General features: G+C 38.6%; 12 protein-coding genes. All 12 read right to left on the bottom strand.

Translation table 11 applies throughout. From position 1 onward, the window contains the following. Positions 1–153: 153 nt before the first annotated feature. Entirely contained in the window at positions 154–453 is a 300-nt protein-coding gene (locus tag V7S76_RS12390) for a Dabb family protein (protein ID WP_459510442.1), read from the bottom strand. A gap of 6 nt (positions 454–459) precedes the next feature. Beyond that, positions 460–1,311, bottom strand: a complete 852-nt coding sequence (locus V7S76_RS12385; RefSeq protein WP_459510441.1) for a ThuA domain-containing protein — start codon at positions 1,309–1,311, stop codon at positions 460–462. 38 nt (positions 1,312–1,349) lie between these two features. Then, a complete protein-coding gene (locus V7S76_RS12380; RefSeq protein ID WP_459510440.1) occupies positions 1,350–2,984 on the bottom strand; it encodes a carboxylesterase/lipase family protein in 1,635 nt (544 codons plus the stop codon). A gap of 550 nt (positions 2,985–3,534) precedes the next feature. After that, entirely contained in the window at positions 3,535–5,136 is a 1,602-nt protein-coding gene (locus V7S76_RS12375) for a beta-N-acetylhexosaminidase (RefSeq protein WP_459510439.1), read from the bottom strand. A 65-nt stretch (positions 5,137–5,201) separates the two neighbouring features. After that, positions 5,202–6,074 (bottom strand): alpha/beta hydrolase, encoded by an 873-nt coding sequence (locus V7S76_RS12370; RefSeq protein WP_459510438.1) that lies wholly within the window; start codon positions 6,072–6,074, stop codon positions 5,202–5,204. Continuing rightward, a complete protein-coding gene (locus V7S76_RS12365) occupies positions 6,071–7,309 on the bottom strand; it encodes a flavin-dependent oxidoreductase (RefSeq protein WP_459510437.1) in 1,239 nt (412 codons plus the stop codon). The genes V7S76_RS12370 and V7S76_RS12365 overlap by 4 nt, the downstream gene beginning before the upstream one ends. Before the next feature lie 3 nt (positions 7,310–7,312). Next, complete coding sequence (serC, locus tag V7S76_RS12360; protein WP_459510436.1) at positions 7,313–8,377, bottom strand: 3-phosphoserine/phosphohydroxythreonine transaminase; 1,065 nt, start codon at positions 8,375–8,377, stop codon at positions 7,313–7,315. Position 8,378: 1 nt separating this feature from the next. Then, entirely contained in the window at positions 8,379–9,551 is a 1,173-nt protein-coding gene (locus V7S76_RS12355) for an MFS transporter (RefSeq protein ID WP_459510435.1), read from the bottom strand. 13 nt (positions 9,552–9,564) lie between these two features. Next, on the bottom strand, positions 9,565–10,077 hold the full coding sequence (locus V7S76_RS12350) for a DUF3237 domain-containing protein (RefSeq protein ID WP_459510434.1): 513 nt from the start codon (positions 10,075–10,077) through the stop codon (positions 9,565–9,567). Between the two features lie 44 nt (positions 10,078–10,121). After that, a complete protein-coding gene (yiaK, locus tag V7S76_RS12345) occupies positions 10,122–11,138 on the bottom strand; it encodes a 3-dehydro-L-gulonate 2-dehydrogenase (RefSeq protein WP_459510433.1) in 1,017 nt (338 codons plus the stop codon). A gap of 4 nt (positions 11,139–11,142) precedes the next feature. Then, complete coding sequence (locus tag V7S76_RS12340; protein WP_459510432.1) at positions 11,143–13,794, bottom strand: DUF7133 domain-containing protein; 2,652 nt, start codon at positions 13,792–13,794, stop codon at positions 11,143–11,145. A 108-nt stretch (positions 13,795–13,902) separates the two neighbouring features. Continuing rightward, entirely contained in the window at positions 13,903–15,288 is a 1,386-nt protein-coding gene (locus V7S76_RS12335; protein WP_459510431.1) for a 3-oxoacid CoA-transferase, read from the bottom strand. Positions 15,289–15,705: the final 417 nt, after the last annotated feature.

Here is a 15,705-nt window from a genome sequence, read left to right as displayed (position 1 = left end):
ATTGCCTTCAATTAAAACCTATTAATCCCGAACAACCAAGAAATAAATTATTAACTTTAAACTAAATAAACCTGAAAGTTGAAAGAAAAGTGACAACCAAATTCAGGCAAGTACATACCTATTACCTTTTACCTATTACCTTTTACCTTTTACCTAAAACACAACCGTATCTATCTCCATAAATTCCTCCACATTGGGAATCCACCAAGTTTGAACAAAAGTATCATGTTTAGGATGACAAGAATAAGCATCATATATTTCTTGCGACTCAAAAACCATGGAAAAGCCATATTCATATTGATTTTTGGAACTTATTTGCTTCGATATTTCCAAATTCTCTACACCTGGGATTTCAGCTAATGCTTTCAATGCCAAAAAGAAATCGAATTTGGTTTGCTCGGAAACGGTCGATTTAAAGTTTAATAAACCAGCATGACGGATAGGTAAATTCATTTTCAATTATTTTATACTCCAATTTATACCGTTTTCAATCAATTTTAAATAATCTGGATTTGACCATACATCTTTTGAATGACCCATGGATGTATAAAATGCTTTCCCTTTACCCATTTGTCGGTACCAAGCCACCGGATGATATTTACCCATCCCAAAGTTTTTATCTTTGGTCCACAAAATATTCCCATTCGGAATAATTTTATCTCCATCTATGTAATATAAAACTTTGGCTCCTTTGGGTTGTTGAAAAAAGACATACCATTCGTCGGTATTTACCCAAGATTTAGATAAATTCTTATCAAATAAAGAATCTACTCCTGATTCCAATTTTACTTCAGCTTTCTGAAATTGAGGGTCTAAGGGGTGATGTGAGAATTCAGCACCCAAGAAATCATTCATATACCATTCCCAAGCATGGTGTGAATTGTCTCCAGCTCCATGTATACCCATCAACGCTCCTCCTTGAAGAACGTATGATTGCAATGCTTTTTGTTGTTCCTCATTAAGCACCCTACCCGTTGAGTTATTAAAAACAACCACCTTAAATTGTTTCAATTGCTCTTCATTAAACACTCCTCCATCCTCTGTTTCATAAATGAACCAATTATTTTTTTCTGCAACTTCCCTTAATCTAGGAATAGAAGCTTCAATCGATTCCCAATGTCTAAAACCAGTCGTTTTGGAAAACAATAAGATGGCCGATTTATTAGTAGGCAAAGCCAAAGTGGGTTTTTCTGTCTCATAAGAAACCGGAAAACCATTTTTTACTTTATAGAAAAATGTAGCCATAAAGCCTACCAAAGCTACAATTAGGACCAAGACTGTCCAAGCAATAATTTTAAGCAATTTTTTCATTTGAATACATAAATAGGGGAGCCAGCTCCCCTATACAATTAATTTTTATCTATAAACTCATACCTAGCCTCTGTTGTCGATTTAATTAATTTAGAAGGTGCATCTAAAATCATCACATCCGGTTGAGCTTCATTTTTAGCGGGTGACCAAGTTGGTAAACTACCTCCATTGGGGTCATACTTTTTGATAAAATTCGCAAAATATTCTTGCATTTCTTTCGACACTTTATAGTCGTCTGCATTCCAATCATAAACTAAATTGGACGGTAAATTACCTAAAGCATATTCAATTTCTGCAGAGTGAACTGCCCCTTTGGGTTTAGGTGCTTTAGGTGCATTGGGGTCTCTTTTCACTACTCCTCCTGCTAAAGCGGCCTCCACATCTTTTTGAATCATGTCTGGGCGAGGACGCGCAAAATAATAACGGTAAATAGCTTGTTGACTATGTTTTCTATGTAAATCAAACCATTTCCAAGTAGTATATCCTAAGAAACGATCCCCTGCCAAATCCGTTGCCGATTGTTCAGCTTCCTCTTGCGTGTTCCCTGGGTACAATTGCAATACTTGATCGGCTTTCTCTTTGTATAGCTCTTTAATAATTCCCGGATAATTTTCCTTAGTGATCGCTTGACCTTTCGAAATAGCTTTGTAATTCATTTCCTCTGAATTCCAACCCAACAACAAAGGTACTTGTGCTTGTTGGCCAGCTTCAAAAATCTCTCTAGCCGTTTTCGGCATAAAATACCCATCAATATTCATTGAAAAGCCCAATTTTTTCGAATCAACCATTTTTTGATATAACTCATAGGTGGATAAAGCACGTAATTCTTTAAGCGATTTGGCCCCAATTTTTGTCGCCCATTCGACACCTTCTTTTTCAGAAGAAGAAAGAGTATTTCCTCCCAAAATTCCTGAAAACCAACCGCCTGATTCTCCAATCGCAGCATGAAATAATCCTTTGGATAATGGAGTAGCCATTTGAGCACTCACAGCGATAGAACCCGCCGACTCCCCAGCAATAGTCACATGATCCGGATCACCACCAAAAGCAGCAATATTGGCTTTCACCCATTTCAAAGCAGCCGTCATGTCCATCAAACCATAATTGCCAGATGCTTTATTCGGGGACTCCTGAGTTAACTCTGGATGAGAAAAGAAACCAAACACATTCAAACGGTAATTGATTGTGACAGAAACAATTCCTTTTTTCGCCATTGCTTCACCATCGTATCTCGGTTCAGAACCATCCCCAGCCATGAATCCACCGCCGAAGAAATACACCAAAACAGGTAATTTGGCACCTTCTTTTGGATTTGGCGACCAAACATTCAGATACAAACAATCTTCGCTCATCCCATTACTTCGGAAACCCATATCCCCAAAAATAGGCGTTTGAACAGCTTTAGGTCCAAATTGCTTGGCTTGTAAAACTCCTGACCATGATTTGGGTTCTTGTGGTGCCTTCCAACGTAAATCACCTACAGGAGGTAATGCAAATGGAATACCTTTGAAACTTGCTACTTTAGACCGAGTATCGAACTCTCCTTCTAAAACTCCATTTTTGGTCTTGACTTGAACATCAAGGGAATAAGTGTTTTTTGAAAGTTGTGCTTGTGAATCAAACATGGTGGAAAAGGCAATGGCTACTGCCATAATAGGTTTTAAAATTTTCATAGTATTTTATTGTATCAATTTTACACAATAATAGATAATTCAGGGAGGAATTACAAATTTCAGGTAATAGGTAATAGGTAATAGGTATTAGGTATTAGGTAAAAGGTAATAGGTAAAAGGTAATAGGTATTAGGTAAAAGTTAATTGGTAATAATGCGAATTAAGGGTTGAAATTTCCTGTGACAGGCTCAGGAACCGTGCTGAGATAAATCTATTAATTCTATTTTAGAACTTATAAAGGAACTTGCGGTTAATCCGACGAAAGATTTGAGCGAAGCGTTAGGCGGGTCTTTGACAATGCGCATGGGGTATGTGCGTCAGAGTCAAAGAAAATAGCCGATAGCAAAGCGAAAATCGCGCCGCTTGCGGATTCGTCTTGGATTAACGGGGAGAATTTAAGTTTTTTTGTTTCTTTTTTTCTAAAAAAAAGAAATGCCATAGAAAATAAATTAACCAATAAATGGCATTGATAGGTAATAGGTAATTTAAAAATTCCAAAAACCACTACCTAATCACTATAATCTTTTACCTATTACCTTTTTCCTATTACCTAAAAACCTTCCTTACAATAATTAATTTTCAAGGCATCCATGGCAGGTAAATGCGCTTTCAAGCGTTTTAAGAAATCTTCGTAATTTCTATTTTGTTTGCTTGACCAATTCACTTCAGCCAAGGCTAATCCTCTTGGATAGGTCATGTACTCGGCATAATCAGGTCGACTGATATATTCCGTCCAAATGTTGGCTTGAACTCCCACTATGTGTTTAGCCTCCTCTGCTGTTAATTCTGGCAAATCAGGTTCAAAAGAATAGCATTTCGACAATGGTAACAAACCTCCGATGGCTAAAGGTTGGGTTTTAGGATCTGCTTGGTAATAATCCAAATAGAAATAACTGTTTGGCGACATTACTACATCATGACGTTGTTTAGCCGCTTCTATTCCACCTTTGGTTCCTCTCCAAGACATTACCATGGCATTCGGCGAAAGTCCGCCTTCCAAGATTTCATCCCATCCTAATAATTTTTTGCCTTTGGAAGTAACAAATTTGTCAATTCGACGAATGAAATAACTTTGTAATTCATGCTCATCTTTTAATCCTAATTTCTTAATCAAATCTTGACAAAAACGACTCTCTTGCCATTGTTTTTTCGGGCACTCATCTCCACCAATATGAATGTATTGTCCTGGAAATAAAGCCATTACTTCCGTTAATACATTTTCCAAAAATGTAAATGTTTCTTCTCTTGGACAAAGAACATCATCGGAAACTCCCCATTTAGTCGCTACTTGATAAATTTTATCTGGGTTACAACCAAATTGTGGATAAGCAGCTAAAACAGCCTGCGAATGACCTGGCATTTCAATTTCTGGGATGATATTGATGAATTTTTTGGAAGCATAAGCGACAACCTCCTTAATTTCCTCTTGGGTATAATAACCTCCGTAAGGGGTTTTATCATATTTTTGATCCCGATAATGGCCCAACATCGTTTCTTTTCTAATCGAACTAATTTGCGTCAAAAGAGGATATTTTTTTATCTCAATTCTCCAACCTTGATCCTCTGTTAGATGCCAATGAAAGGTATTCAACTTATACACCGCCATTAAATCCAAAAAGCGTTTGATAAAAGTAACCGGAAAGTAATAGCGCCCTACATCCAACATCATTCCTCGATAACCAAATCGAGGGGCATCTTCAATTTGACAAGCCAAGGCGCTTAATTCAAAAGCTGATTTTTCTTTGGAAAATATCTGAGGAGGCATTAATTGAAACAAAGATTGCAAAGCATAAAAGGCACCTTTCCCCGTTTTCGATTGTATTTCAATTTTTTTAGGCGATACCAATAAACGGTATCCCTCTTCGGCTAATTGACTATTTTGAACAAATACCACACCTTTGGAACTTGAACTTACGCTCTTTGGAACAATTTGCAAACCATTTGAAGAAGCAATTTGATCGGCTAACATTTGGGCAACAGAGCTAATTTCCGCATCGGTTGTCAAAACACTAATGGAGGTGTTTTTTTGAAATATAAATTTACCGCTACCAACGGTTAATTTTTCTGGCTTAGGAATGATGTGATAAGCATCTTGTGCAACACTCGTGAGGCTCATCATTAAGCCCATCAAGCAAGTCATTAATAATTTCATTTTGTTTAGTTTAGATGTGTAAATATATCATTTTCAAATGTTAATTCATTCTTCCAAATGAAAGGTCAAGGTAATTTTGTATACCCTCTGATCGTTAACCAATTTCTAAAATCACTCACCCAATGATCCGAAGATGTTTGCTGTTTATTCATTCCAAAACCATGTCCCCCCTTTTCATAAATATGCAATTCGGCAGGATGCTTTTCCATCCATTTACTATATAATCCCATGCTTTGAGGTACAAATTTCAACTGGTCATCACTCGCGACTGCGATAAAAATAGGTGTTGAATGATCAGGCATTTCGGTTCCTACCACCGCTTGATTATATAAATAAATAGGAGCTATGAAATTTGGTTTCAAATCTTGAGGAGCACTCATCATTACTGACATTGTTACGGTCCCTCCCGCAGAAAATCCCATAAATCCAATTTTCAAAGGGTCTACACCCCAATCTTTTGCATGCTTTTTCACGTATTTCATAGCTGCAATTCCATCATTTTTGGCCATTTCAACCACAGGAGCATTGATTTCATCTAACTTTTTAAAATCACTCATCAAAGGCATTAATTCCGCAAATGGATTATCAGTTAAACTTCTGACCAAGCGATATTTCAATACAATGGCCGTAATTCCTTGCTCATTCAACCATTTAGCTACTTGATGACCCTCGCTATCCATCGATAAAATATGAAAAGCTCCACCCGGAGCCACAATCATAGCTGCACCACTAGCTTTCTCTTTGGGTACTTGATAAATAATGATTTCTGGATCAACTACGTTATAGGCCATCGTCGATTGAGGCATTTTGATGGACTTTTCTGCCCAATCCCATTGCTCAGAACCAGGCGCTTTTCCTGAATAAAGTCGAACCGTTTGTTGAGCAAAAACCCCAAAAGTCAATAAAGTAAAAAGCCCAAGAAATACTATTTTCTTCATTTTTGTAAATTTAAAGTTTGCATATCAAATCCTGCCACTTGTTTGTAATGGTTCATAACCTCCGCCAATTCATCATGTGGAATTTCTACTGAATCAAAGCCCTCTGGAAACCGATCTTCCATTAAATCCATGATAAAATCAGGACCCTTTTGTCTGTTTTGCAAAACTACATTGGCCGATGCGGGCACACGTTCTTTATCATAATTGATCAAAGCATGAACAACATCTTTTTCTGAAATCAACGCTTTTGCCAAAGCATCAGCATCTAAAATAGCTTGAGAAGCACCATTGGAACCAATGGGATACATCGGATGAGCGGCGTCTCCCAATAACGTAACTCGACCAAAAGACCATTTATCCAAAGGATTTCGATCCGACATCGGGAATTCAAATATACCAGCGTCCGTTTTTTCGATCATGCTTGGAACGTCTATCCAATCAAATTTCCAAGTCTTATACAAATCCAATAATTTCTCTTTCCCCACTTGTCGATTCCAATCTCGGACCGTCAATTTCGCACCTTCGGATTCTTTCAAATTCGCTACCCAATTGATTAATTGAAACCCATTTTCATCTTTTTCACCGATTGGGTAAATCACCATTTTTTGCTTCATGGATCCAATCATTGCCATGGATGCCCCCGATTGATAAGGCTTCATTAGTGCAGTTCCACGGTATAAAATATTACCAGAAAAAACCACTCCTCCTTCATTTGGATACAATATTTTTCGAACCACTGAGTTAATCCCATCCGCTCCAATTAACACATCCCCTTCTTCACTTACGATTACTTCACCAGATTCCTTATTGACAAAAGTGGCAATAACCTTATCTCCTTTTTCCTCAAAAGCACTCAAATGACAATTGCTTTTTATATTTTCTGCCCCAATTGTTTGGAGCGTTTCTTCCCAAAGTAAAACTTGGAATTTTCCGCGATGGATTGAAAATTGAGGCCAACGATATCCAGCAAATTTGCCTCTAGGTTCAGACCAAAAAAATTGACCAAAACGATTGGCATAAATCAATTCTTTGGTTTCCACGGCAATGGCAGTTACTTTGTCTAATAAACCAATATTGGTCAATACCCGAACCGAATGAGGTAACAAATTAATGCCTACTCCCAATGGTTTGACCTCTTCCACCGATTCAAATACTTTCACCTCAAAGCCTTCTTGATGCAATCTCAAGGCTGTTACCAATCCACCAATACCACCACCGGCAATAATAACTTTCATTTTTTAAAACTTAAATGATTGTAATAATTCAACTAAATGTTTCACACTTTCCAATGATTGCCCGTTGTAAATAGATGCTCTAAAGCCTCCTTTGGTTGGGAATCCTTTTATGCCTATGACTTCATTTTGTTCCAAATAGGTTAATAATGCTTGATCAATTTCTTGATTTAATCCCTTGAAACAAGGATTCATCAAAGAGCGATCTTCTGGCTGAACCCATGCATTGAACAAAGGATTTCGGTCGATTTCGTTGTAAATCATGCTTGATTTTATTTGGCTTAAACGCTGCATTTCAGATAATCCACCATGTGCTTTGATCCAGCGCAACATCAATAAAGCTACATATACAGGAAAAGTAGGAATTGTATGATAAAGCGAATTTTCGGCTATTTGGGTACGATAATCGAATAATTTTGGCACATTTCTTTGTCGGTTTTTGGGCAAAAATTTGGTATCAATGATCAAACAAGTAATACCAGCAATGCCAAAATTCTTTTGAGCAGATGCAAAAATCAATCCAAACTTTTCCAAAGGCAAAGGCCTTGTAAGAAAATCAGAGGTCATGTCCGCCACAATCGGTATATCGATTTCTGGAAATTCATGGTATTGAGTCCCATCAATCGTCTCATTGGAAACGACATGAAGGTATTTGGCTCCTTGAAGATCTGTCCAATCTTTGGGAATAGAGTCGTAATTAGTTGACTTTGAAGAGTCCAAAAAGAAGGCTTGCGATTCATTGGCTGCCGCATCAAATGACCTTTGTGCCCAAAATCCAGTATCAACAAAGGCAATTTTATCTTCGCGCTCGGTTAGATTCATTGGCGCCAAGGTCAACTGCGTAGAGGCGCCACCAGGCAACCAAAGCACTTCATATTCATCAGACAATCCGTATAAACTTCTGACCAATGCATTTGCTTCGTCCAGTAAATCGGTAAAAATGGGTGATCGATGACTAATTTCTGCGATGGAAACTCCCAATCCTTGGTAGTCCTTCAATCCTTCACTCGCTTCCTCCAAAACAGAGAAAGGTAAAGTAGCTGGACCGGGAAAAAAATTATGTTGACGCATGTTAGGAAATCGTTTTAGCGGTAATTTTTAAGGTTATTATTCCTGCCAAAATGGAGGGAATAGCGAAGAAGATAAAGCTTTCGGACATCCCTAAACCTAGGCTAACCAAAAAACCACCTAGTATGGGCCCTAAGATTCCACCTAATCTACCCATGCCAATGGCCCAGCCAACGCCTGTTGTCCGAAAGGCTGTTGGATACATTCTGGCGGCAACAGCATATAAGCCCACAAAACTTCCTTGCACACCAAATCCCAATAAAAAGAGAATGGCTAAAATCAAATTGGAACCTTTGAATAACCCAAACATAGCTAAAAAGACAGCCGTTATAATCAATAGAGTTCCAATGGTTTTCTTTAAGCCGAATTTGCTGGAAAAATAGCCTTGAATGGGTATTCCCACAATAGCCCCTAGATTAAAAATAGTCCCCGAATAAATGGCTAATTCCATGGATAAGCCCGCATTGCTAGCCAATTTCGGAATCCAATTCATTAAGAAATACAAGGTTGTAAAAGAAAGAAACAAAGCAGTCCACAATTGTAAAGTCCCCCACTTGAAATCTTTTTCAAACAAAGAGCTAAGCGCCGCATCTTCTGGTTTTGCTTGAACTCTAAATTCTTGAGATTCTTTTAAGAAAAAATAAATGATGGGCAATACCAAAAAAGTGGCCATACCGGCCAACTCAAACATCCTTTGCCATCCATCATCTTTGATGATATTGGCGGAAAACAAGCCAGTTAATACCGCCCCAACTGGATAACCAGCCACCACCGTACTCACCCAAAAATCTCTACTCGCATGTGGTGTATATTCGGCAGTTAATGCCGCAGTGCTAGCCATCATGGTACCTATACCCAATCCGCTAACAATCCGAAAAATCATCAAAGAATTGATATCTGTGGCAAAGGAGGTAGCATAAATGCAGATCCCCATCAACAAAGCTGCAAAAAGCATCATTGGTTTTCGGCCAAATCGATCGGCCAAAGGAGCTAAAAATATGGCCCCGACGGTCATTCCCAAAAGTCCAGAACTAAAAACAATTCCTAAATTGGCTGGGGAGATTTTCCAAGCCTCCGCAATAGCGGGAGCGGTAAAAGATATAATAAGTACATCCATTCCATCCAGCATGTTGCATAAAAAACAAACAAGGATGATAAGGTATTGTAATGGTTTCATAGTTCTATTTATTCTAAAGGACTTTCCAAACTCGGATTAACACCGCATCCGGTAATCGTTCACCTGTACAAACGAAAAGGGAATTATTGATCCAATCATAATTTCCAATGGGTGCTTCAAATTTGGGTACAGCTCGAAAATAATAGTCGCTGGCTGGTACTTTTTCGCCTTTTGCTAAACGGGCTGCGACTTCGGGAGTGGCTGCACGAAGGCCCACATTTTTGACATAAATAATCACTCCATCATCTGTTTTAAATTGATAATGCGCTTCTAACTCCATCACTCCATCCTTGCGCAGTACCTGCCAATCAGCTCCGCCGGAAATGATTTCTCCTTTCACTTTGGGTCCTTCGACCGTTCCCCCAATGATCGGAATTATTCGCCGAATGCCATGGGCTGTTTCTCCAACAACTAAGGCCGGATCTAGTTTGACCTTTAATTCACAAAAAAAATCTAATTGGGGTGCGTCTTGCGCAAATGAAGGCATAGCAAATAGAAGAAAGACAAGTGAAAAATATTTTTTCATTCAAATTGGGTTTGAAGTACAAATTGGTGGAAAAGGATGAATTTTCAAACAAGTCCAGCCAATTTTCGTACATTTTGCCAAACTTGTTCATCTACAGGAATACCGCTTTGTAAATTTTCCATCCGAGTTCGCAAAGACCTCTCACCGGGATAAAGTACCTCCCCCGATTCTTCTACTGATGTGGAATTTCTTAATTGTTCAATGGTAGCCATCAATGCCTGATCAATAAATGGTTGATCCACCATCTTCAAAGGATCAATTGCGATAAAAACTTGACTTAATCCTACACTATTTCCTTTGCCGAACTGATCAATTTCAGCGGTGGTTTTTCCTTTGGAAAGAATTCCTGCCAACAAATCCAACATGATGGCCAAACTTGAACCTTTCCAATAGCCTGTGGGCAAAATACGTCGAGTAAGTTCTATTTCAGAAGGCTCAACGGTCAAATTACCTTGTTGGTCAAATCCACCTGGGTATGGCAATTGCTGCCCTTTTTGCCTGGTTACCTCCAATTTCCCATAGGAATAAAGTGACATTGCCATGTCCAAAACCACATGCCCTTCCTTTCTTGGAATAGCTATGACAAATGGATTATTCCCAATATTGTTTGTCAAAGAACCCCAAGACGGCATACAGGATTCCGTGTTTGTCCAACAGATACCAATAAATCCTTTATCTGCCGCTTGCCAACCATAGGTTCCGCCTCTCATCCAATGATTGGTATGGTTCATAGCTACCAATCCAATGCCAAACTGAACTGCGATTTCCGTCGCTCGGTCCATTGCAAACGAAGCATTTAGGACTCCAGGAGCTAAATTACCCTGATAAATTTCAATGGCTCCCAAATTGATTTCCAAACTGGGTTCCGCTTCCAATTGTATCCAGCCTTGTTGGATATAATCAATGAAGCGCGCCACTCGATTAAGGCCATGAGAATACACTCCATCTCGACTAGATTCCGCATGAATTTTGGCACATTTTTTGGCTTTTTCAGCATTTAATCCTGCCAATTCAAATGCTTTTTGAATGGTTTGCACCATTTCATCCAAGGGAATCCTCATGTATTTATTTTTTCTGTTCCGATAAAAAAGTAATTAAAGACGCAAATTCTTCATATGAAAGCTGATTCGTCAAACCATCAGGCATCATAGAAGTTTCCATTTCTTTTCTAGAGCGAATATCAGCTACACGAATCGTACTAATTTGTCCAGTAATATCTCTCATGACAATTCGATCCGCCGATTCTGCTGTCACAAATCCCATATATTCTTTTTTATCTTTGGTGGTAATCATGACCGTGGCAAAACCTTGTGAAATAGAGGCATTCGGCTTTAGGATGGATTCTGCAATTTGTTCTCTACTCATGATTCCGCCAATTTGTCCCATAAATGGCCCTTTTAAAGGTTCTCCACTCTTTAAACTATGGCAAACTACGCAACCTTGTTTGGTAAATAAGGATCTACCTAGGGTAGAATTCCCTTTCATTTGAGCCATGGCCAACATGATATCCTCGATAGATGAATTCCCAATTTGACCCTTTTTGTTTCGAATACTAGCCAAATCCACTTTCGGTTCATCGGTGGCCAATCCTTGATCACTGGTTCCTAATTCAGCCAAATCCATTTGATTTTTTTCATTCAAATCCGCAAAATAGGATTTATCTTCTTCTGATGCTTTGGCAAATTGTTGCAAGAAGAAAGTCTTTATGTTATCACTCTGCTCCCAATTCGTAGTTTTATAATAGGGTCCATGACCATTGGGTTTGGTGCTCCACCACCATTCCCCAGCATAAGGCGTTTCTTTTTTATACAACCTAGCCAAATTGGCTAAAATTTGTTTTTTCAAGTTGCTATTTTTTGTTTTGGAATAAGCGCCAATTAAACCTTTGACCGCTTTTTCTTGATGCATATAACGTAAAACCCAGAGTGCTAAAGTAGAATTTGGGCCACCAATCGAATTGACGCATTCATTGACCGCATTTAATTTAACCAAAGCTTGAACTGCCACGTGTGCTGGAATAATTCCTGAATTTGGTGTGGAATGAGGCCCTTCTTTTTCTTTAGGAGGAGCCACAAAACTCGATGGCACTTTTACTTTCAACAAGGATGCAATGGCTTCTTTTTTACCCAAACGGCCTAATGCAATCGTTGCTGCTACTCGAATCCGAGGAGAAGGATCATTTAGTGCTTGAACAAAGGGCTCTATCGGGACCAACTTACTTTTTGTTTTTCTATCGGCCAAAGCACGGATGACTAATTCTTTGACATTTTTGTCGTTCAACAAAGTCAATAATTTCAGTAATTCCTTTTCTCCAACGACCTGAGCGAAGGTATAAATACCTGCCGAACGTGCGGCTTGGGAGGCTAATTTATGGCTGGCTAGTTTCCACGAAAGTTCTGAAACTTCCTTTTTATCTCTCTTTAATAATTCTTGTTGAGCTGTTAATCTAGCGACAGCACTGTTCGATGACAATAATTTACCTAATTCCTCTATATTCAAATTTTGAACATTGGGGAAAGCTTGATAGGTCCAACCTTTAGGTACTGCCTTCACTACGAAACCTTTGCTTGGACTACCCGAATAGCCAGCACCGTCCCAAGCGGCCAAGTATAATCGGCCAGAACCATCTACATCCAAATCGGTTATTTGCTTCAGTTTAATAAAAGGCTCATCCTTTTGGGTGTAACTCGCACCGTCTGGTTGAACTCTGTGAATATACAATACACTATTTCCCCAATCGGCCATCATAGGTACTTGATTATATTTAGCAGGCCACGTAGGTTCATCCATAAAAAGAGATCCTGTTCCGGAGCCTCCACCCACATCCACTAAAGCAGGTAATATTTCTTCCGTAAAGTGTTTAAATAAAAGAGGGTAACCATATTCACCAGATTGTATATGATGACTAAATCGAATATTCCAGCCACCTCCATCATTGGTATTGTCTCGAGTAAAAATATTCATGAGTGGATCAATCGCTACATCATAAATATTACGAGTTCCATGCGTATAAACTTCCATTTCTGTACCATCTGGACGAACACGCACAATCCCTCCTCCTAACATGGTTAATTTGGTACCAGATCGGTCAATGGCATCGTGAAAACCAAAATCGCCTGCGGCAATATAAATCCAACCATCAATTCCCATTCGAATACCATTGGTGGAATGATCGGTTCCTCTACTTTGTAAAAACTTTTTGGAACTGATGTGTTCAATCAACGGTTTGGATGGCCCATCAGCTAATCCATCCTTGTTTTTATCTTCAAAAACCACCAAATCCATCCCGTCTGCTTTCCCTGTTTCTTTGGAAAAAACGGTATGTAAAACAAACAATTGGTCGCCAAGTGAAATAATTCCTCTTGGATTATCCACCATAGCAAATTTGGTATGGGTATCTACTCGGCCATCATTGTTGTTGTCGACCAATTTTAAGATATACCCTTTTGCCGGAGTCTTACCCAAAGAACCGATTTGATCGATACCAACATATACCTCTCCGGTAGCTGCAACGGCTAGGCAAGCAGGACTTGGACTAATATCAGCACTCACAAAATTCTTGACTTCAATCGCATCATTGGGCCAAGCAGAGGCATTTGACAACGTATCAATGGTGACGATTTGATGGTTCCCCTCTTTTGAATTAGGATGATTAACAAAAGAAATTCCCCAAAAGAAAAGGACAACATAAATCAGGCTAAATGATAATTTTAGCATAAGAACAATCGTTTATAGGTTTAGAATTTTCAGCACTGCATGAATTGAATCACACAGAGAATCCTAAATTAAAACAAAAAAATAGCAAAATTATCCTTATTCGGCAAATTATTGATACTCAGGGATTTCTCCTTCAATAATTAAATTCCCTTCAGTGGCTTGTTTGATTTGTTCTATGCTTACTCCAGGCGCTCTTTCCAATAATCGAAAGCCATTAGCCACAATTTCGAGAACCGCCAATTCAGTGACAATTTTATTCACACATTTTATACCTGTAAGAGGCAAGGTACAGGAGGTCAACAATTTGGATTTTCCTGCTTTATTGGTGTGTTGCATGGCAACAATCACCTTCGTGGCTGAAGCAACAAGATCCATTGCACCGCCCATTCCTTTGATCAATTTACCGGGTATTTTCCAATTGGCGATGTCGCCATTTTGAGCAACTTCCATTGCACCCAAAACAGTTACGTGAATATGGCCGCCCCGAATCATGGCAAAACTTTCCGCAGAATTAAACAAGGAAGACCCTTCATGAAATGTGATCGTTTGCTTACTTGCATTGATCAAATCAGGGTCAGCTTCATCTGCATGTGGAAATTGTCCAATGCCTAACAGACCATTTTCCGATTGAAACATAATAGGTCGAATAGGATCAATATAATTGGCTACTAAGGTGGGTATCCCAATTCCTAAATTCACATAATCGCCATCCTTAATTTCTTTAGCGATTCGTTTGGCAATTCGATTCCGAACCAATTCTTCTCCAGAAAACCTAGCCAAATGGGGATCAAAAACAGGCTCCTCAGTGCGAATAGTCAAATGCTCAATTCTTTTTTCGTAATGAGAGCCTTGAAAAATTCGTTGAACATAAATACCAGGAACATGGATTTGATTAGGGTCCAAAGTCCCAGCTGGCACTAATTCTTCTACTTCGACTATGGTCATTTTGGCAGCAGTCGCCATCATTGGATTAAAATTTCGGGCTGTACCTTTGAAAATTAAATTACCGGCTGTATCGCCTTTCCAAGCTTTGATAAAGGCGAAATCGGCATACAGGGCAGTTTCCAATAAATAAGTTTTGCCAGCAAACTCTTTTTTTTCTTTAAACATCTCTACCTCAGTCCCAACACCTGAAGGAGTATAAAACCCTGGAATTCCAGCACCTGCAGCACGAATTCTTTCGGCAAAAGTGCCTTGAGGGACAAGCTCCACTTCTATGGATTTGTCGATGATTTGTTTTTCAAATTCTTCATTTTCACCCACATAGGAGGATATCATTTTTTTAACCTGATGATTATTCAACAGAATACCAACACCGAAATCAGCCACCCCTGCATTACTCGAAATACAAGTTATTTGTCGAATGTTTTTTTGATGAATCGCATCAATCAAATTTTCTGGAATTCCACATAGTCCGAAACCACCAAACATGATGGATGCACCATCTTGAATATCAGAAATCGCCTCATGGGCAGCATATAGAATTTTGGGCATTGGAATTAAATTAGGCAATGTGAAATAAGAAAGGATGAGTTAGGGAATTTGAATGTCAATTCCTACTGTAGCAATTTTTAAAATTTGCCATTTTGACTTATTATCTTTTTTCTCTTAGTATCGCAGGGTTTATTTGACAACACTTTTAGGACATTTGTCGTAAAACATCTATGATAATACAAATACACCACCTTTTTTTACAATTTCTCTTTTCCCATTTTCTCTATTACCTATTACCTTTTACCTATTAATGCGAATTAAGGGTTAAAATATTCATTAATATTTCAATATTCGATTTAGCATTGCCATTTATTGGCTAATTCTTTTTCCATGGTATTTCTTTTTTTTAGAAAAAAAGAAACAAAAAAACTTATTTTCTGCCAGTTAATCCAAGACGAATCCGCAAGCGGCTCGATT

The organism is Aquirufa sp. ROCK2-A2 (assembly GCF_054558485.1).
Note: the sequence above shows the minus strand (reverse complement) of the source record. Positions and strands in the feature narration are given on the sequence as shown.